The following is an 18,829-nucleotide window of genomic DNA, read 5'->3' on the forward strand; positions in this document are numbered from 1 at the left end:
GCCATGCCGGTTTGCGATGGCAGCTTCGCGCTTGAGCGTTTTGCGGCCCGGCCGGGGCGCCGCATCATGCCGCCTGGATTGCAGGAGACATATGACCCCCAAGTACAACACCGCTGCCCCCACGCCCGCGGCACTGGCCGGCGTGCGCGTGATCGAAATGGGCCAGCTCATCGCCGGGCCGTTCTGCGGCAAGACATTGGGCGAGTTCGGCGCCGATGTGGTGAAGATCGAGGCCGTGGGCGCGGGCGACCCCCTGCGCAACTGGCGCCTCATCAAGGAGGGAACCTCCGTGTGGTGGCAGGTGCAGTCGCGCAACAAGAAGTCGGTGGCGTTGGACCTGCGCCAGGCCGAGGCGCAGGACATTGCGCGCCGCCTGATTGCCGAAGCCGACGTGCTCATCGAGAACTTCCGTCCCGGCACGCTGGAGGGCTGGGGCCTGTCGCCCGAGGCGCTGCACGCCCTCAACCCGGGCCTGGTCATCCTGCGCATCTCGGGCTACGGGCAGACCGGCCCCTATCGCGACCTGCCGGGCTTCGGCGTGATCGGCGAGGCCATGGGCGGCCTGCGCCACCTCACGGCCGAGCCGGGCCGCGTGCCGGTGCGCGTGGGCGTGTCGATCGGCGACACGCTGGCCGCGCTGCACGGCGCCATCGGCGTGATGATGGCGCTGTACCACCGCAAGGTGAACGGCGGCGCAGGCCAGGTGATCGACGTGGCGCTGCATGAGGCGGTGTTCAACTGCATGGAAAGCCTGATCCCCGAGTACAGCGCCTTTGGCGCCGTGCGCGAGGCCGCGGGCAGCGCACTGCCGGGCATCGCGCCGAGCAACGCCTACCCCTGCCAGGACGGCTGGGTGCTGGTGGCCGGCAATGGCGACAGCATCTTCAAGCGCCTGATGGCCACCATCGGCCGCCAGGATCTGGCCGATGACCCGCAGCTGGCCGACAACGCCGGCCGCGTGGCGCGCGTGGCCGAGATCGACGCGGCCATTGGCCGCTGGACCACCGAGCGCACCGTGGCGCAGGTGATGGAGCTGCTGGCCGCGGCGCGCGTGCCCGCGGGCAAGGTCTATACCGCCAAGGACATCGCCGAGGACCCGCACTACCAGGCGCGCGACATGCTGCTCACGCAGCGCACGCGCGACGGCTACGAGCTGCAGGTGCCGGGCATCGTGCCCAAGCTCTCGGCCACGCCGGGCACCATCCGTACCAGCGCGCCGCGCCTGGGGGACGACACCGATGCCGTGCTGGCCGAGGCGGGGCTGACGGCCGAGCAGATCGCGCTGCTGCGCAGCAAGGGAGTGATCCAATGACGACCAGCGTGTGGAACGGCGCCGGGCGGCGCATCGAGCTGTGTGACGTGGGCCTGCGCGACGGCCTGCAGATGGAGGCGCAGTTCGTGCCGACCGAGGACAAGATCGCGCTCGTGAATGCACTGTCCCACGCGGGCCTGTCCAAGATCGAGGTGACCTCGTTCACCTCGCCCACGGCCATCCCCGCGCTGCGCGACGCCGAGGTGGTGATGCGCGAGATCGAGCGCCGCCCCGGCGTGACCTACACCGCGCTCGTGCCCAACGCGCGCGGCGCGGAACGCGCCATCGAGTCGCGCACCGACGAGCTGAACCTGGTCATGTCCGTCAGCGAGACGCACAACCTCGCCAACCTGCGCATGACGCGCGCGCAGTCGTTCGCGGCACTGGCACAGGTGATCACCATGGCGCAGGCGGCGCAGGTGCCGGTGAACGTGTCGCTGTCGTGCGTGTTCGGTTGCCCCATGGAGGGCGACGTGGCGCTGGACGCCGTATGGGACCATGTGCAGCGCTTCGCCGACCTGGGCGTTGCGGGCATCACGCTGTGCGACACCACGGGCATGGCCTTTCCCACGCAGGTGGGGCAGGTGGTGGCCGCTGCGCGCGCGCGCTGGCCGGGCATGGCCTTCACGCTGCACTTCCACAACACGCGCGGCATGGGCCTGGCCAATGTGCTGGCGGCCATCGATGCGGGGGCGCAGCGCTTTGACGCATCGCTGGGCGGCCTGGGCGGCTGTCCCTATGCGCCGGGTGCCACGGGCAATGTATGCACCGAAGAAGTGGTGCATGCGCTGCAGCTCATGGGTTACGACACGGGCATTGATCTGCCGGCGCTGATTGCCACTGCGGCCCGCCTGCCCGCGCTGATCGGCCACGAGGTGCCCAGCCAGATCGTGAAGGCGGGGTGCCGGCTGGACCTGCATCCGGTGCCGGCCGGCTTCGACGCAATCCGCGAGCGCGCGCTGGCGCGGTAGCTTTCACCGCACATCCATAACGACAGGAGACAACCCCATGCCTTTGACCACTGCATCCCACGGCCGCAGGGCCGCGCTGGCCTTTGGGGCCGCTGTGGGCGCACTGCTGTGCACCGCGCCCCTGGGCGCCGCCGCGCAGGACAAGTACCCCTCCAAGCCCATCACCCTGGTGGTGCCGCAGGCCGCGGGCGGCGCCAACGACGCGATTGCGCGCGTGCTGGCGCAGCGCCTGGGCGAGCAGATGGGCCAGAGCGTGGTGGTGGACAACCGCCCCGGCGCGGGCGGCACGCTGGCCACGGCGGCCCTGGCGCGCTCCAAGCACGATGGCTACACGCTGCTGGTCACGGCCGACAGCGCGCACGTGATCGGCCCGGCGCTCTACAAGAACCCGGGGTTCGACGCCGTCAAGGATTTTGAGCCCGTGGCGCCCGTCGCCACCGCCGGCTATGTGCTGGTGGCGCATCCTTCGTTTCCGGGCAACAACGTGGCGGACCTGATCCGGCTGGCCAAGGCCAGCCCCGGCAAGTACGCCATCGCCTCGGCTGGCAACGGCACGCTCAACCACCTGATCGGTGAGCTGCTGCAAAAGGCCGCGGGCATCCAGCTGCAGCACATTCCCTACAAGGGCTCGGCGGCGGCCGCCACCGACGTGGCGGGCGGGCAGGTGCCGCTGTCCGTGCAGAGCCTGCCCTCGTCGATCGCCTTCATCAAGGCGGGCAAGCTCAAGGTGTTGGGCGTGGTGAACGAAAAGCGCGTCGCCGCGCTGCCCGACGTGCCCACCATCGGCGAGACGCTCAAGGGCTTCGCCCAGGCACCGTGGTACGCCATGTTCGCCCCGGCGGGCACGCCCGCGCCCATCGTCGAGCGGCTGCAGGCCGAAGTGGCACGCGCGCTGGACCACAAGGATGTGGTGGACAAGCTCGCCGTCGTGGGCTGCGAGCCGTTCAAGGGCACGTCTGCCCAGCTAGGTGCGCTGGTGCAGTCCGACCTGCCCAAGTGGGCGCGCGTGGTCAAGGACACCGGCGCCACCGTGGACTGATTCTTCCATCCCGATTTCGCACAACTTTCAACAAGGAGACACGACCCATGATGACCACGCGCATCACACGCAAACATTTCGGCGCACTGGCGCTGGCCGCTTTGGCGCCGCTGGCGCTGTCCACGGCCTGGGCGCAGGGCGGCTACCCGTCGCGCACGGTGACCTTCGTCGTGCCGGCCGCCGCCGGCGGCACCACCGACATCTCGGCCCGCATGGCCGCGCAGGCGCTGGCGCCGGTGCTGGGCCAGTCGGTGGTGGTGGACAACAAGGGTGGCGGCAACGGCGCCATCGCGGCCAACATCGTCAAGCGCGCCGAGCCCGATGGCTACACGCTGCTCATGCAGTACTCGGGCTACCACGTGATCTCGCCCCATCTCACCAAGGCACCGCAGTGGGATCAGAAGGATTTTCAGCCCATCGCCAACGTGATCTCGGCGCCGCAGATCATCGTGGTGCGCGACGGCCTGCCGGTGAAGACCCTGGCCGAGCTGGTGGCCTACGCCAAGGCCAACCCCGGCAAGCTCAACTACGCCTCGTCGGGCAACGGCTCGCTGCAGCACGTGACCGGCGCCATGCTGGAGCAGCAGGGCGGCATCAAGATGGTGCACGTGCCCTACAAGGGCACGGGCCCCGCGCTGCAGGACCTGCTGGGCGGCCAGGTGGACTTGACCTTCGGCACCGCTCCGCCGTTCATGCCCCACATCCAGTCCGGCAAGCTGCGCGTGCTGGCCGTCACGGGTAAGGAGCGCCTGGCCAGCCTGCCCGACGCCCCCACCACGGCCGAGGCCGGCTACCCGGGCGTGAACGCCACCTCGTGGTTCGCGCTATTTGCGCCCGCAGGCGTGCCCAAGCCGGTCATCGACAAGCTGGCCGCCGACATGAAGAAGGTGGTGGAAGACCCGGCCTTCCGCAAGAAGGCGCAGGAACAGGGTGCCGCGGCCGACTACCAGGGCCCGCAGCAGCTGGGCGAGCGCGTGAAGAGCGACTTCGCCAACTGGGCGGGCGTGATCAAGAGCTCCAAGATCGAGGCGGAATAAATCCGCCCTACACTGGGCGCCCTTTGGAATGCGGCGGCACGCCCGGTGCCGCTGCCCGGCGCCCTGATGACAGCCCCTCTCGATCTGCCCTACCTGCGGGCCTACGCGCCCGCGCTGCAGGCCCAGGCCCATGCGCTGCTGGCGCAGGGCCAGCTGGGCGCGCTGCTGCAGCGCAAGTACCCCGAGGGGCACGCGGTGCGCAGCGACAAGGCGCTGTACGACTACGCCCAGGAATTCAAGGCGCGCCACCTGCGCAACGCGGGCACGGTGAACAAGGTGCTGTTCGACAGCAAGATCCACGTGGTGCGCCATGCGCTGGGGCTGCACACCCACCGCACGCGGGTGCAGGGCGGGCGGCTGGCGGCGCGGCATGAGATCCGCGTGGCCGCGCTGTTCAAGCAAACGCCCGACGAGTTCCTGCGCATGATCGTCGTGCACGAGCTGGCCCACCTGCGCGAGAAAGACCATGGCAAGGCCTTCTACCAGCTGTGCACCCACATGGAGCCGCAGTACCACCAGTTCGAGTTCGACCTGCGCCTGTACCTCACGCACCTGGACGCGGGCGGTGAGCTGCTGTGGTGAAATGCTATTGAAAAAATAGCTGCCAGCGCTTGATAGATAAGCGGTGCAGCCCGTTTTGGCTTAAATCTCAGTCGATCTGCAGCGCCGTGCAGTACTGCGCGGGCAACTGTAGCCAGCGTTCGGCTGCCGACTGCAGCGCGGCCAACTGGCCGGTGGTGTAGAGCTGGATATGCCCCGGCGCGGCGGGCGCGCCATCCACCGCGTGCTCGGGTGCGAGGGCGTGGGTCTGGTCGAGGATGCGCCGGGTCTGGCGCGCCACGGGCGCACCTGTGTCAATGATCTGCACATCCGGCCCCACCAGGGCGCGCAGCATGTCCTTGGCGAACACGTAGTGGGTGCAGCCCAGCACCAGCGTGTCGATCTCGCCCGTTTTCAAGCCAAACGTGCCCAGCGCACCCGTGTACTGGACGCAAAGCGCTTCTATTTTTGCCATGGGTGCGGCGGCGGGCAGCGGCTCCTCGGTGCTTTGCTCGATGGCGCGCGCCAGGCCGTCGCAAGGCTGCACCGAAAAGCGCGTGCCGGCCGAATGCCCATCGCGCAGGCGCTGAAAGCGCGCGCTGCCCACCGTGCCGCGCGTGGCCAGCACGCCCACGTGGTGCGTCTGGCTGCTGGCGGCGGCGGGCTTGAGCGCCGGCTCCACCCCGATGGCGGGCAGGTCGGGCAGGGCGGCGCGCAGTTGTTCCACCGCGGCGGCGGTGGCCGTGTTGCAGGCCACCACCAGCGCCTTGATGCCGTGGTGTTCGCGCAGCCAGCGGGCGATGGCCAGCGTGCGCTGCTGCACGAAGGCGTCGCCCTTGGCGTCCCCATAGGGAGCGTTGCCGCTGTCGGCCAGGTAGACGAAATGCTCGTGCGGCAGTTCGTGGCGCAGCGCCTGCAGCACGCTCAGGCCGCCAATGCCGCTGTCGAACACACCAATGGGACGGGCGGCAAGGGGCGATGTCATGGAAGGCGTGGCAAGAAATCGGGGGAAGGGCACCGCCAGGAGGGGCCGGCGCCGCACGGGCCTCCAGTATGCCCGTGCGGCGGCCGGGCTGCAGGGGTGCGCTCTAGGGCCTGTTCACACTATTTTTGCCAGTGCGAATGGCGTGAAAACCGCGCCAACCTAGGCGCGTGACGACGCCAAGGCCGGGGCCTTGGCTAGGAGGGCAACGACGCGTGGCGCGGTTCTCACTCCGTTCCCTCCGGGTTGCGATCAAAAAGGGCCATTCGCGGCGTTGCCAAGCCTCGCTGGGGTAGCACCCCAGCTTCGTTTGGCGCCTTGCGCCTGGCTCTTTTTGATCGCAACGCATCTGGCAAAAATAGTGTGAACAGGCCCTAGGCCGCGCCGGGCAGTACGTACCCCTGCGGGTGCTGGGGTAGATCGTCCTGGAGGGGCCACCAGCTGCAGCGCGAGGCCACATGCATGTGGAATGCCGGCGCCGCGGCCACGGGCTCGTCCAGCAGGCCTGCGCGGATGCGCACCACGCCGGGCAGACTGTCGCGCTCGCTGAATACCGGCGAGCCGCAGATGCCGCAGAACACGCGCCGCTTGCCGGGGGAGGACTCGAAGCGCCGCAGCAGGTCCTGGCCGGCCTGGAACTGCAGCCGATCCACGTTCACCGGCAGGTTGGCAGCAAACGCGCTGCCCTGCGCGCGGCGGCACTGCGCGCAGTGGCAGATCTGGATCGGGGCCAGCGGCCCGCGGATCGTGAAGCGCACGCCCTGGCAGAGGCAGGCGCCGTGGTGCAGCGGCTCGGATGGGTTCATGGCAGACGGCGAGGGGATGTTGGCGTCACTCTACGGCAGGCTCCGCCGGGGCGGCCGTGCGGTGAAACACCAGCAGCCGGTTGTTCGCAGGCATGGCGTGGTCGTGCGCGAGCGCGAGGCCGTGCTGTGCCGCTAGCGCCACGATGTCCTCGAAGTGGCGGATGCCGCTGTGCGGGTCGCGCTGGTGCAGCCAGGCATCAAAGGCGCGGTTGCTGTCACTGGTGTAGGTTCCGCCGTAGTTGAAGGGGCCGTACAGCGCCAGCACGCCGCCGCCAGGCAGGTGGGCACCGGCCAGCGCGAACAGCCGCTGCACCAGCGGCCAGGCCACGATGTGCGCGGTGTTGCTGCTGAATACCGCGTCGAACGGCCCGCTGTCAGGCTCGCCCTGCGGCCAATCGCTGTGCGCCAGGTCCAGCAGCAGCGGCGGGCGCAGGTTGGGGGCCGGGTGCTGCGCATGCCAGGCGCGTATGCCCGCGTGGTTGTCCGCCAGGTCGCTGGTCTGCCACACCAAGTGGGGCAGGCGCGGCGCGAAATACACGCTGTGCTGGCCCGTGCCCGAACCCACCTCCAGCACATGGCGCCGGTCGGCAAAGGCTTGCTGCAGCACGGCGAAGATGGGCGCCTGGTTGTTTTCGCAGGCCTGGGAAAACGGCAGGGGAGGGTGACTCATGGCATGTGTGCTCAAAGCGCCTGTACTTCCACGGTGACGTGCGACAGCTCGTGCACCGGCAGCAGCAGGGCCTTGTAGTGTTGCGCGGGCTGCGGCGTGGCCGAGGCGACGGAGATGATGGCAGCAAAATGGCCCGGGCCGACCTGCCAGACGTGCAGGTCTTTCAGCGTGTCGCCCGTGGCGGCGAGGATGTCCTCGATCTCCTGGCGGACCTGCGGCCCTTCCGCCGGCGCATCCAGCAGCACGCTGCCGGCGTCACGGATCAACCCCCAGGACCAGCGGGCGATCACCAGCGCGCCCACCACGCCCATGGCCGGGTCGGCCCAGAGCCAGCCGTAGCTGCGCCCCACGAGCAGCGCCGCGATGGCCAGCACGGAGGTCAGCGCGTCGGCCAGCACATGCAGGTACGCCGCGCGCAGGTTGTTGTCGTGGCCATGGTGGCCGTGATCGTGGTCGTGGTCGGCGTGGTGATGGTCGTGCCCGTGATCGTGGCCATGGTGGTGGTGCCCATGTCCGCCATGCAGCAGCCGGGCGGACACCAGGTTCACCACCAGGCCGATCACCGCCACGGCGATCGCCTGCTCGAAGCGGATGGGCACGGGGTCGGTCAGCCGCAGGAAGCTCTCCCACGCGATGAGCAGCGCCACGATGGCTAGCACCACGGCGCTGGCGAAGCCGGCCAGGTCGCCCATCTTGCCGGTGCCGAACGAGAAGCGTGGGTTGGCCGCATGGCGGCGTGCATACCCATAGGCCAGCGCCGTGATCAGCATGGCACCGGCGTGCGTGGACATGTGCCACCCGTCGGCCACCAGGGCCATCGAACCGTACAGCTTGCCCGCCAGGATCTCGGCGACCATCATGCTGGCCGTCAGCGCGATCACGAGCCACACGCGCCGCTCGTTGCGCTGGTGCTCTGCGCCCAGGAAGACGTGGTGATGGTCGGCGGGGAAGGGTGCGGGCGCCGCGCCCGCGGTGTGCAGGGTGGAGGAAGTCATTTCAGGTACGAGCGCAGGATGTCCATCATTTCTTCGCCGCCGGTGCGGCGCTCGGCATCGGTGCCGGCGTCCACCACATGAGCCTGCAGGTGGCCCAGCATGACTTCGGTGGTCAGACCATTCATGGCGCCGCGTGCCGAAGCGAGCTGCCGCAGCACTTCCGCGCACGCGGCGTCACCCTCCAGGGCGCGCTCGATGCCCTCCATCTGGCCCTTGATGCGCCGCACGCGTGCGATCAGCTTGTCTTTTTGCCCGTGGGTGTGGGACATGGAATGACTCGAAAATATAGTGTGGGGGGCTATACTAACCCGGCCGTGCGGACCGCGGCGGGAATGCGGCCATCGCGCGCAGCGGGCGCTTGCGCAATATGTTGCAGAAATTGGCTACAGCGCTTGATGGACAAGCGCTGCATGCTATTTAATCAATAGCGTAAGTCCGTTGACGGAAACATGCTGCGCCCTGCGGGCGGGGTTACCCGTGCGCGATGCGCGCGGCGATGGCCTCGCCCACTTGCGTGGTGCTTGCCGCACCGCCCAGGTCTGGCGTGCGCGGGCCGCTTTTGATGATCTCTTCGATGGCCGCAACGATGGCATCGTGGGCCTGCCGCCCCGCGCCTTGGCCGTGGGTCAGGAAGTCCAGCATCAGCGCACCGGACCAGATCATGGCGATCGGGTTGGCGATGTTCTGGCCGTAGATGTCGGGCGCCGAGCCGTGCACGGGCTCGAACAGGCTGGGGAACGTGCGGTCGGGGTTCAGGTTGGCCGATGGCGCCAGGCCGATGGTGCCGGTGGTGGCGGGCCCCAGGTCGGAGAGGATGTCGCCGAACAGGTTGGTGGCGGCCACCACGTCGAAGCGCCCCGGCTGCAGCACGAAGCGCGCGGTGAGGATGTCGATGTGCTGCTTGTCCAGCGTGACTTCGGGGTAGCCCTTGGCGACATCGTCGGCGCGCTGGTCCCACCAGGGCATGCTGATGGCGATGCCGTTGCTTTTGGTGGCCAGCGTCACGTGCTTGCGCGGGCGGCTTTGCGCCAGGTCGAAGGCGAACTTCAGCAGGCGGTTGGCGCCGTGGCGCGAGTAGACCGACTCCTGGATCACGATCTCGCGGTCCGTTCCCTCGTACATGATGCCGCCCAGCGACGTGTATTCGCCCTCGGTGTTCTCGCGCACCACGAGGTAGTCGATATCGCCGGGCTTGCGGCCGGCCAGCGGGCAGGGCACGCCCTCGAACAGGCGCACGGGGCGCAGGTTGATGTACTGGTCGAACTCGCGGCGGAACTTCAGCAGCGAACCCCACAGCGAGATGTGATCGGGTACGGTCGCCGGCCAGCCTACGGCGCCGAAGAAGATGGCGTCCATGCCCGACAGCTGCGACTTCCAGTCGTCGGGCATCATCTGGCCGTGCCGGGCGTAATACTCGCAATGCGCCCAGTCGAAGGTGTGCAGTTCCAGGTTCAGACCGAAGCGCCGGGCGGCGGCCTGCACGGCGCGCAGGCCTTCGGGCATGACTTCCTTGCCGATGCCGTCTCCGGCGATCACGGCGATCTTGTGGGTGCGTTGCTGCTGCATGGGTGGCTTTTCAAACGATGTAAGCCCGCCATTGTTCACCGAGGAGAGTGTCCGTTCAATGTGCGCGCCCGTGTCTGCGTCTTTCGTGACGTTGGCAGGACGTTTGCCGCTGCGCACGGAATGGCGGGGGGACGCCCAGTACGGGGGCCGCGCCCCGCGCAGCCCAGCGGTCTGCCAGCAGCCAGGTCTGTGGGTGTCCGAGCGGCTGTTGAGCGGGGCGTGTGCGGCGCAGCAAAAACGATAGCTACCAGCGCTTGCCAGCGAATGAACTCAATGCCAAATGGGTCTGTGATCGAGACACATCAAGCGCGAGCAGCTATGAATAGCATAGTGGCAATTAACTGCTCAGCGCGGCCTTCACGGCGGCCGACACCTGGCCCATGTCGGCCTTGCCGGCCAGGCGGGTCTTGACCACCCCCATCACCTTGCCCATGTCGCCGGGGCCCACCGTCTTGCCCAGTTCTGCGCCGACTTCGGCCACGATGGCCTTCACTGCGGTAGCCACTTCGTCGGCCGACATGCGTTCGGGCAGGTAGGCCTGCAGCACGGCCATTTCGGCCTTTTCCTTGTCGGCCAGGTCCTGGCGGCCCGCGCCCTCGAAGGCGGTGATGCTGTCCTTGCGCTGCTTGATCAGCTTGTCCACGATGGCCACGATGGCCGCGTCATCCAGCGTGATGCGCTCGTCCACTTCCTTTTGCTTCATGGCGGCCTGCAGCAGGCGGATGGTGCCCAGGCGCTCGCTGTCCTTGGCGCGCATGGCGGTTTTCATGTCTTCGGTGATCTGGTCCTTGAGGCTCATGGTGTTTCTCCAGTCAAACGGTGTAGAAAACAAAAAACCCGCGCTTGGCGTCCCTAGCGCGGGTTTTGTGGCGTCTGGTATCAACGCCGGGCTGTGCTTAGTACAGCTTCTTGGGCAGCTGCATGCTGCGCACGCGCTTGTAGTGGCGCTTCACGGCGGCAGCCTTCTTGCGCTTGCGCTCGGCGGTGGGCTTCTCGTAGAACTCACGGGCGCGCAGGTCGGTCAGCAGACCCAGCTTTTCGATGGTGCGCTTGAAGCGGCGCAGGGCCACGTCAAAGGGTTCGTTTTCTTTTACACGAATGGTCGTCATTAGCTAATGTTTTCCAATAGGTGCCGCTAGCGGGTTTTCGGGAAGATCGGGCCCAAAAGCCATATACGGCGGTTTTCCCCGTCTGTAACTAGTATCCGGCCGACGGGGTCATGCCAGCAGAGCCGAGCATTATAACGGCTCTGCGCTGCCGGGCAAGCGGCTGTCCGGCGCGGGGTTGGGCACAGTCCGCGGCGCATGGCAGGCACGTGAGTCGGCGGGTGCCTGGTCACGTGCATGCAGGCCGTAGTCGCGCTGCACGGTGGCCACGCGCAGCCGGTAGTCGGCAAACACGCCTGCGCGGCCCGTCGCCTGGGCCTGGCGGTGCTGCGGCAACGCGCGCCAGCGGGCCACGGCCTCTTCGTCGCGCCAGAAGCTCAGCGACAGCAGCTTGCCGGGCGTGGACAGGCTCTCGAAGCGCTCCACGGAAATGAAGCCGTCGATGGCCTGCAGCGCGGCGCGCAGGTCCGCCGCCAGGTCCAGGTAGGCCTGGCGGCCGTTGCTGCTCGGCTGCACTTCAAAGATGACGGCGATCATGGCTGGGCCTGCGTGGTGGTGGGCAATGCGGGGCGCGCGAGGGTGCCCGCCACCGCCTCGGTGAAGCTGCGTTCCTCGCGCAGGATGAAGCGCTGGCGCTGCGCCATCTCGAAGTTGGCGCGGCCCTCGGGGTCGGCCTTGAGCCGGGCGCGGTAGGCCTCGTAGTCGGCCAGGCTGGCGAAGGCGATCAGGCCCCAGGCCTCGTAATTGGTGCCCTCGCTGGGCAGAAAGTAGCCCAGCAGGTGGCCGCCGCAGCGCGGGATGATGCGCCCCCAGGCTTCGGCATAGGCGCGGAAGGCCTCGCGCTGGAAAGGGTCGATCTCGTAGCGGATGAAACAGGTGATGGGCATGGCGTGCTCCTGTGGTGGGTGGATGCGTCCATGGTGCCGGCCGTCGCACGGCCGATGTTTCGTCCTGGAGCGAAGCGTGCGCCGGGCTGGCTGCGGCACACTGCGCGCATGAACACCAACCAGATTGCGCATGTCGCGGCCCTGGTGGGCGAGCCGGCACGCACCGCCATGCTGGTCGCGCTGATGGACGGTCGCGCCCTCACGGCACGTGAATTGGCCGAGGCTGGGCGCGTGTCTGCCGCCACGGCCAGCCGCCACCTGAGCCTGTTGGTGGAGGCCGGGCTGCTGGTGCTGGAACGCCAGGGGCGCCATCGGTACCACCGCCTGGCTTCGCCCGAGGTGGCGCATTTGCTGGAAGGGCTGATGCAGCTGGCCGTGCGGCAGGCGACGGTGTCGCGGCCCGTGGTCGTGGGCCCGCGCGACGCGGCGCTGCGCCAGGCGCGTACCTGCTATGACCATATTGCCGGCCGCCTGGGCGTGGCCATCGCCGCGCACCTGTTGGAGGAGGGCGCCATCGTCTTCGATGACGATGCGGGTGGGCGGGTGACCGGCCGGGCGCAGGCTGTGCTGGCACCGCTGGGGCTGGCCGCGCAGGACGCACTGGCCGCAGGCGCCGCGCGGCGACCGCCATGCCGGCCCTGTCTGGACTGGAGCGAGCGCCGTCCCCACATGGCCGGGCGTCTGGGTGCGCTGCTGTGCGTGCATTGCCTGGAGCGCGGCTGGTTGCGGCGCGCGCAGGCATCGCGCGCGCTGGAGATCACGCCGCCCGGCGTGGTGGCGCTGCGCAACTGGCTGGGCGTGGTGCGCTGGGGCGAGGTGACCGGCTGACTCGGGTGATGCGCTGGCCTGACGGCAAGCCGCTGCCCGCCCGAAGCGGCGAGCCGGTAAACCCCTGATGCGGGTGCAGGGACCGCATGCGGGTTTGGCGGATTTTTAAAAGATTCATAACATATGAATATTAAAAACTCCGCCCCACGGTCATGTCCTCACAACCCGCCATCCTCGACGCGCCCGTCGCCGGTCGCGAGGCGTCGCAGGCGCCCGCACTGGAGCAGGCGCTGCAGCGTCCGTACCAGCATGGTTTCGTCACCGACGTCGAGTCCGATTCCCTGCCGCCGGGCCTGGACGAGGACACCATCCGCGCCATCTCGCGCAAGAAGCGCGAGCCGCAGTTTTTGCTGGACTGGCGGCTGGCGGCGTTTGAGCGCTGGCGTGCGATGGAGCTGCCCGACTGGGCGCACCTGAAGATCGAGCCCATCGATTTTCAGGCGCTGAGCTACTACTCGGCACCCAAGTCGCTCAAGAACGCACCCAAGAGCCTGGACGAGGTGGACCCGAAACTGCTGGAGACCTACGAGAAGCTCAACGTGCCGCTGCACGAGCGCGCCCGCCTGGCCGGCGTGGCGGTGGATGCGGTGTTCGACTCGGTCTCGGTGGGCACCACCTTCCGCGAGCAGTTGGCCGAAGTGGGTGTGATCTTCTGCTCGTTCTCGCATGCGGTGCAGAACCATCCGGATCTGGTCGAGAAATACCTGGGGACCGTGGTGCCGCAGGGCGACAACTTCTACGCCGCGCTGAACTCGGCGGTGTTTTCCGATGGCTCCTTTGTCTACATTCCCAAGGGTGTGAAGTGCCCCATGGAGCTGTCGTCCTACTTCCGCATCAACGCGCAGAACACGGGGCAGTTCGAGCGCACGCTGATCATTGCCGAGGAGGGTAGTTCGGTCAGCTATCTGGAGGGCTGCACCGCCCCGCAGCGCGACGAGAACCAGTTGCACGCCGCCGTGGTGGAGTTGATCGCGCACGACGACGCGTTCATCAAATACTCCACGGTGCAGAACTGGTACCCCGGCGACGAGAACGGCGTGGGCGGCATCTACAACTTCGTGACCAAGCGCGGCCTGGCGGCCGGCAGGCGCTCGCGCATCGCCTGGACGCAGATCGAGACCGGCTCGGCCATCACCTGGAAGTACCCCAGCGTGGTGCTGCGCGGCGACGAATCGAACGGCGAGTTCCACTCCATCGCCGTGTCCAACCACTTCCAGCAGGCGGATACCGGCACCAAGATGATCCACCTGGGCAAGAACACCACCAGCCGCATCGTCTCCAAGGGCATCAGCGCGGGCCACGCGCACAACAGCTACCGCGGCCTGGTGCGCGTGAACCCCGGCGCCGCCGGCGCGCGCAACCACACGCAGTGCGACTCGCTGCTCATCGGGCCCGACTGCGGCGCCCACACCTTCCCTTACGTGGACACCGCGCGCAGCGATGCCGTGCTGGAGCACGAGGCCACCACCACGCGCATTTCGGAGGAGCGCCTGTTCTATTGCCAGCAGCGCGGCATCGACCCGCAGGAGGCCACGGCCCTCATCGTCGGCGGCTTTTGCCAGGCGGTGCTGGAAGAGTTGCCCATGGAATTCGCGCTGGAAGCCAAGGCGCTGCTTGCCGTGTCGCTGGAAGGCGCGGTGGGCTGAGATCACAAGATTTGAATAAAAACGGCATCCAGCCCTTATCCATCCAGCGCGAATAGCTATCAAATTAATAGGAAACCCCCATGACCTCCACCACTCCTTTGCTGCAAGTGCGCGACCTGCGTGTGCGCGTTGGCGAGCGCACCGTGCTGCAATCGGTCTCGCTGGACGTACCCGCCGGCGCGCTCGTCGTGCTGATGGGCGCCAACGGCAGCGGCAAGAGCACGCTGGGCATGGCGCTGGCCGGCCACCCGAGTTACCAGGTGCAGGACGGCCAGGCGCTGCTGGACGGGCAGGACCTGCTGCAGCTGCCGGCGCATGAGCGCGCCCGCGCGGGGCTGTTCGTGTCCTTCCAGTCGCCGCCCGATGTGCCCGGCGTGAAGAACAATCTGTTCATCCGCACAGCGCTGAATGCCGTGCACGAGGCGCGCGGCCAGCAGCCGCTGGACGCGTTCGACTTCCTGGCCAGCGCCAAGCAGACCGCCCAGGAACTGGGGTTGCCACAGGCCATGCTGGGCCGCCCGGTGAACGAAGGTTTTTCCGGCGGCGAGCGCAAGCGCAACGAACTGCTGCAACTGGCGCTGCTGCAACCGCGCCTGGCGCTGCTGGACGAAATCGACTCGGGCATGGACGTGGACGGCGTGCGCGCCGTGGTCGCGTTGGTGCAGAAACTGCGCGAACAGGGCACGGCCTTCATCGTCGTATCGCACTACCTGCACCTGATCGAGCAGCTGCAGCCCGACACCGTGCTGCGCCTGGACCAGGGCCGTATCGCCGAGACGGGCGACGTGGAACTGGCGCGGCGCATCGCCCGTACGGGCTTTGCGCACCAACCGGCCACGGCGGAGGCATGACACCATGAACAGCGCACAAGCCGACATGCACGCCGCGCGCGAGCGCCTGCAGACGCAGGGCTGGATTGCCCGGCGCAGCGAAGCCTTTCACCACCTGCCCCCGCCCGCGCTGCAGGACTGGCTGGGAACGCAGGCCGGGGTCGTCGATGAGGCCTCGTTGCCCGCGGGTGCGGGCTGGACGCTGCGCCTGCCCCACGCACAGGCGGCCACCAGCGTCCAGGCGCGTTGGCTGGATGCCCTGGACCCGGCGCAGCGCGCCGAGTTGATGGCAGGGCTGCCGTCGCCAGAGTCCGGCAGTGGGGATGGGGCTGCTGCCCCCTTCACCTGGGCGCACCGCGCCCTGTGCCGCCGGGGCCTGCGCCTGCGCGTGGCCGCCACGCCGGGCCGTGAGCGCGAGCCCGTGCGCCTGGAGCTGCACCACCAGCCCGGCGCCGCGGCCGAGGCGCCCTTGCTGGTGCTGGACGTGGAAGCCGGCGTGCAGTGCGTTCTGATCGAAACCCATGAGCGGCCTGCCGCAGACGGTCTGTCGGCCGTGGCGCAAAACCTGCACGCCCACATCCGTCTGGCGCAGGGGGCACGGCTACAGCACCTGCGCGTCGCTGCGCCGTTGGCCGACGACCGCGTGGCGCACCACCTGCAGGTCCATGTGGCGTCAGGTGCCGCTTATGCCCAGGCGCTGGTTGCCACGGGCGCCAGCTACCACCTGCAACGCAGCCACATCACGCTGCAGGGCGCGGGCGCCAGCGCGCGGCAGGCCGCGTTGCTGCTGTTGGCGGACGGCAAGCTGGACCAGCAGACGTACACCGACCTGCAAGCTGCACAGGCCGTGAGCCAGGTCGAGACCCTGGCCCTGGCCCAGGGCCGCGCCCACGCGGTGGCGAATGCCTATACGCGCATCGCGCCCGGCAGCGACGGGGCCGATGTGCGCCAGCGCCTGGCCGGCGTGCCGCTGGCGGGCCAGCCACGTTTGATCCTGCGCCCGCACCTGGAGATCCTGCACGACAACGTGCAGGCCGCGCACGGCGCTACCTGGGGCGCGTTGCCCGAGGATGCGCTGTTCTACGCCCGCCAGCGCGGGTTGGATGACGCGGCTGCGCGCGCGCTCATCATCGAAGGCATGGCCCAAGCGTTGCTTGATCGATGCCTGGGGGCCGAGGGGGACGGCATGCTGGCGCAGTGGCTGCAGAGCGGCTGGCTGGCCGGTGCGATCGCCCGGCTGCAGCCCACAGCCGAGGAGGCACACCATGGGTAAACCACATCCTTTGTTGCACACCGGTGGCCTGCCGGTGCAGGCACTGCGCGCGCAGTTTCCGGTGCTGGCGCAGCGCATCCACGGCCAGCCGCTGGCCTATCTGGACAACGCCGCCACCACGCAGATGCCGCTGGCGGTGCAGGAAGCCATGCAGCGCTTCGAACGCCATGACCGCGCCAACATTCACCGCGGCGTGCACACGCTGAGCCAGCGCGCCACCGACGCCTTTGAAGAGGCGCGTGCCACGCTCAAGCGCTTCATCGGCGCGGGCACGCAGCATGAACTGGTCTTCACCAGCGGCACGACCGAGGCGCTGAACCTCGTGGCCCAAGGGTTGTGGGCCGCCGGGCCGGGCAAGGCCTGGCTGCGCCCCGGCGACCGCATCATCGTGAGCGGGCTGGAGCACCATGCCAACCTGGTGCCCTGGCAGCAGGCCGCGCGCATGAGCGGGGCGGAACTGGTCGTTCTCAAACCCGACGCGCAGGGGCGCGTGCATGAGGCCGATCTGACGCCATTGCTCACACCCAACACCCGCGTGCTGGCACTCACGGCGTGCGCCAATGCCACGGGCGAGCGTCCTCCGTATGAGGCACTGCTGGCCATGGCACGCGCGGCCGGCGCCCTCACGGTGCTGGATGCCGCGCAGGCGGTGGGCCATGCCATGCCCGCTCTGGCGGAGCTGGAGGCGGACTTCATGGCCTTCTCCGGCCACAAGATGTACGGGCCCATGGGCACCGGCGCACTGGCCGGCCGGCGCGACGCGCTGGAGCGGTTGTACCCGCTGCGCCTGGGTGGCGACATGGTGGAGTGGGTGAGCTACACCGCTGCGGGCTATGCGGCGCTGCCCGCGCGGCTGGAAGGCGGCACGCCCAACGTGGCCGGGGCCGTGGGCCTGGCGGCGGCGGCGCGCTTCATCGATGGTATTGGCCGAGAGGCCATTGACCTGCACGTGCAGGCCCTGCGCGCGCAGGCGCTGGCGGGCTTGTCGGCACTGGAGGGGGTGACGGTGCTCGCCCCGCATGCCACGCAGGCGTCGCTGGTGTCGTTCGTGGCGCGCGACGTGCACCCGCACGACATCGGCACGCTGCTGGACGAGCGCGGCATCGCCGTGCGCACGGGCCACCACTGCGCACAGCCGCTGCAGGAGCACCTGGGGATGGGGCCGACCACGCGCGCATCGTTCGCGCTGTACAACAGCCATGAGGAGGTCGAGCGCTTGATCGCCGGCGTGGCACAGGCGCTGGAGGTCATGCGATGACTGGATTCACCGGCAACGCCGAGAACGAGCTGTACCAGGAAGTGGTGTTGGAGCACAAGCGCGCACCGCGCAACTTCGGCCATCTGCCGCAGCCTACGCACCAGGCGCAGGGCACCAACCCGTCGTGTGGCGACCGCATTGCCGTGGAACTGCAGCTGCAGGAAGGGCGCGTGCAGGACATCCGCTTCACCGGCCAGGGCTGCGCGATCTGCATGGCCTCCACCTCGATGATGACCGAGGCCGTGAAGGGCAAGGAGGTTGCCGCCGCGCAGGCGCTGCAGCAGCACTTTCGTGCGGTGCTGACGGGGGAAGAAGCCCCTGAGGATGCCCCGCTGGGCAAGCTGGTCAGCCTGGCCGGCGTGCGCCAGTACCCCAGCCGCATCAAGTGCGCCCTGCTGGGCTGGCATGCGCTGATGCATGCGATTGCCGACAACGGCAACGGCAACGGCCAGAGCGTAAGTACTGAGGAGGAGCCCGCATGACCTACCGCCGCCATCGCGAGGATGTGCTGGTGCGCCGCAACGTGACCGTGGAGGCGATTCCCAGCGGCGAGCCGATCGAACTGGAGGCCGGGCAACTGGCGCAGATCACGCAGGCGCTGGGTTCTTCCTTCACGCTGCTGGTCGAAGGCCAGCTCATGCGGCTGAAGGGTGTGGATGCCGACGCCATCGGCAAGACGCCGCCCGAGACTATCACTGCGCCCGCGGACCTGCCCATCGAGGAACTGGAGCCGCTGGTGTGGGAGACGCTGCGCACCTGCTACGACCCGGAGATCCCGGTGAACATCGTGGACCTGGGCCTGGTGTACCGGCTGGCTTTCGAGCCCTTGCCCGACGATGCCCACAAGGTGCGCGCGCTGGTGGACATGACGCTCACCGCCCCCGGCTGCGGCATGGGCGAAGCGATTGCCGACGAGGTGTGCGACAAGCTGCTGGCCCTGCCGCGCGTGGGCGAGATCACGGTGAATCTGGTGTTTGACCCGCCCTGGGACCGCTCCATGATGAGCGAGGAGGCGCAGCTGGCGCTGGGGCTGTGAAGCAGGGACGATCAAAAAGGGGCAGGTGATACCTGCCCCTTTTGCTT

At 68.6% G+C, this 18,829-nt stretch carries 22 protein-coding genes; 12 read left to right on the forward strand and 10 right to left on the reverse strand.

Translation table 11 applies throughout. The features are described from left to right. The first annotated feature begins 91 nt into the window (after nt 1-91). The 5 genes from I3K84_RS00645 to I3K84_RS00665 all read left to right on the forward strand — a co-directional run bounded on the left by I3K84_RS00645 (nt 92) and on the right by I3K84_RS00665 (nt 4,941). A complete protein-coding gene (locus I3K84_RS00645) occupies nt 92-1,312 on the forward strand; it encodes a CaiB/BaiF CoA-transferase family protein (protein WP_196995297.1) in 1,221 nt (406 codons plus the stop codon). Further along, complete coding sequence (locus tag I3K84_RS00650) at nt 1,309-2,283, forward strand: hydroxymethylglutaryl-CoA lyase (RefSeq protein ID WP_047350517.1); 975 nt, start codon at nt 1,309-1,311, stop codon at nt 2,281-2,283. Before I3K84_RS00645 ends, I3K84_RS00650 begins: the two co-directional genes overlap by 4 nt. Before the next feature lie 37 nt (nt 2,284-2,320). Continuing rightward, complete coding sequence (locus I3K84_RS00655) at nt 2,321-3,322, forward strand: tripartite tricarboxylate transporter substrate binding protein (protein ID WP_196995298.1); 1,002 nt, start codon at nt 2,321-2,323, stop codon at nt 3,320-3,322. A gap of 50 nt (nt 3,323-3,372) precedes the next feature. Beyond that, nucleotides 3,373-4,359: a tripartite tricarboxylate transporter substrate binding protein gene (locus tag I3K84_RS00660; protein WP_041836343.1), complete on the forward strand. Its 987-nt coding sequence runs from the start codon at nt 3,373-3,375 to the stop codon at nt 4,357-4,359. Between the two features lie 66 nt (nt 4,360-4,425). Then, nucleotides 4,426-4,941 (forward strand): M48 family metallopeptidase, encoded by a 516-nt coding sequence (locus tag I3K84_RS00665; protein WP_047350544.1) that lies wholly within the window; start codon nt 4,426-4,428, stop codon nt 4,939-4,941. A gap of 67 nt (nt 4,942-5,008) precedes the next feature. On the opposite strand, the gene murI is transcribed toward I3K84_RS00665, so the two are convergent. The 10 genes from murI to I3K84_RS00715 all read right to left on the reverse strand — a co-directional run bounded on the left by murI (nt 5,009) and on the right by I3K84_RS00715 (nt 11,911). Beyond that, a complete protein-coding gene (gene murI, locus I3K84_RS00670; RefSeq protein ID WP_196995299.1) occupies nt 5,009-5,884 on the reverse strand; it encodes a glutamate racemase in 876 nt (291 codons plus the stop codon). Nucleotides 5,885-6,255: 371 nt separating this feature from the next. Beyond that, a complete protein-coding gene (locus tag I3K84_RS00675) occupies nt 6,256-6,687 on the reverse strand; it encodes a GFA family protein (protein ID WP_196995300.1) in 432 nt (143 codons plus the stop codon). Between the two features lie 25 nt (nt 6,688-6,712). Further along, nucleotides 6,713-7,357 (reverse strand): DUF938 domain-containing protein, encoded by a 645-nt coding sequence (locus I3K84_RS00680; protein WP_196995301.1) that lies wholly within the window; start codon nt 7,355-7,357, stop codon nt 6,713-6,715. 11 nt (nt 7,358-7,368) lie between these two features. Then, nucleotides 7,369-8,352, reverse strand: a complete 984-nt coding sequence (dmeF, locus tag I3K84_RS00685) for a CDF family Co(II)/Ni(II) efflux transporter DmeF (protein ID WP_196995302.1) — start codon at nt 8,350-8,352, stop codon at nt 7,369-7,371. After that, nucleotides 8,349-8,621 (reverse strand): metal/formaldehyde-sensitive transcriptional repressor, encoded by a 273-nt coding sequence (locus I3K84_RS00690; protein ID WP_015913751.1) that lies wholly within the window; start codon nt 8,619-8,621, stop codon nt 8,349-8,351. The genes dmeF and I3K84_RS00690 overlap by 4 nt, the downstream gene beginning before the upstream one ends. Before the next feature lie 202 nt (nt 8,622-8,823). Then, nucleotides 8,824-9,918: a tartrate dehydrogenase gene (locus I3K84_RS00695; RefSeq protein WP_196995303.1), complete on the reverse strand. Its 1,095-nt coding sequence runs from the start codon at nt 9,916-9,918 to the stop codon at nt 8,824-8,826. 337 nt (nt 9,919-10,255) lie between these two features. Beyond that, entirely contained in the window at nt 10,256-10,717 is a 462-nt protein-coding gene (locus I3K84_RS00700; RefSeq protein WP_103738030.1) for a GatB/YqeY domain-containing protein, read from the reverse strand. Between the two features lie 97 nt (nt 10,718-10,814). Next, on the reverse strand, nt 10,815-11,027 hold the full coding sequence (rpsU, locus tag I3K84_RS00705; RefSeq protein WP_007833691.1) for a 30S ribosomal protein S21: 213 nt from the start codon (nt 11,025-11,027) through the stop codon (nt 10,815-10,817). Nucleotides 11,028-11,156: 129 nt separating this feature from the next. Further along, the gene (locus I3K84_RS00710) at nt 11,157-11,561 is read right to left on the reverse strand and encodes an antibiotic biosynthesis monooxygenase (RefSeq protein WP_196995304.1); all 405 of its coding nucleotides are present in this window, start codon (nt 11,559-11,561) and stop codon (nt 11,157-11,159) included. Continuing rightward, on the reverse strand, nt 11,558-11,911 hold the full coding sequence (locus I3K84_RS00715; RefSeq protein WP_196995305.1) for an NIPSNAP family protein: 354 nt from the start codon (nt 11,909-11,911) through the stop codon (nt 11,558-11,560). Before I3K84_RS00715 ends, I3K84_RS00710 begins: the two co-directional genes overlap by 4 nt. A 108-nt stretch (nt 11,912-12,019) precedes the next feature. Here I3K84_RS00715 and I3K84_RS00720 point away from each other — a divergent pair, with 108 nt between their 5' ends. From I3K84_RS00720 to sufT, 7 genes are all read left to right on the forward strand, one after another. Further along, nucleotides 12,020-12,739 carry a helix-turn-helix transcriptional regulator gene (locus I3K84_RS00720; protein WP_196995306.1) on the forward strand — a complete coding sequence of 240 codons (720 nt, stop codon included), beginning with the start codon at nt 12,020-12,022 and terminating at the stop codon, nt 12,737-12,739. A gap of 152 nt (nt 12,740-12,891) precedes the next feature. After that, the gene (gene sufB, locus I3K84_RS00725; RefSeq protein ID WP_231403380.1) at nt 12,892-14,385 is read left to right on the forward strand and encodes a Fe-S cluster assembly protein SufB; all 1,494 of its coding nucleotides are present in this window, start codon (nt 12,892-12,894) and stop codon (nt 14,383-14,385) included. 80 nt (nt 14,386-14,465) lie between these two features. Further along, nucleotides 14,466-15,236, forward strand: coding sequence for a Fe-S cluster assembly ATPase SufC (sufC, locus tag I3K84_RS00730; protein ID WP_196995307.1), 771 nt, complete (start codon nt 14,466-14,468; stop codon nt 15,234-15,236). A gap of 4 nt (nt 15,237-15,240) precedes the next feature. Further along, nucleotides 15,241-16,488 (forward strand): SufD family Fe-S cluster assembly protein, encoded by a 1,248-nt coding sequence (locus I3K84_RS00735; protein WP_196995308.1) that lies wholly within the window; start codon nt 15,241-15,243, stop codon nt 16,486-16,488. Further along, nucleotides 16,481-17,746, forward strand: a complete 1,266-nt coding sequence (locus I3K84_RS00740; RefSeq protein ID WP_196995309.1) for an aminotransferase class V-fold PLP-dependent enzyme — start codon at nt 16,481-16,483, stop codon at nt 17,744-17,746. The genes I3K84_RS00735 and I3K84_RS00740 overlap by 8 nt, the downstream gene beginning before the upstream one ends. Further along, on the forward strand, nt 17,743-18,228 hold the full coding sequence (gene sufU / locus I3K84_RS00745; RefSeq protein ID WP_172207386.1) for a Fe-S cluster assembly sulfur transfer protein SufU: 486 nt from the start codon (nt 17,743-17,745) through the stop codon (nt 18,226-18,228). Before I3K84_RS00740 ends, sufU begins: the two co-directional genes overlap by 4 nt. Then, nucleotides 18,225-18,782, forward strand: a complete 558-nt coding sequence (gene sufT / locus I3K84_RS00750; protein WP_015913741.1) for a putative Fe-S cluster assembly protein SufT — start codon at nt 18,225-18,227, stop codon at nt 18,780-18,782. Before sufU ends, sufT begins: the two co-directional genes overlap by 4 nt. Nucleotides 18,783-18,829 lie beyond the last annotated feature (47 nt).

Origin of the sequence: Diaphorobacter sp. JS3051, assembly GCF_015832135.1 — a bacterium.
GTDB classification, from domain to species: domain Bacteria; phylum Pseudomonadota; class Gammaproteobacteria; order Burkholderiales; family Burkholderiaceae_C; genus Diaphorobacter; species Diaphorobacter nitroreducens.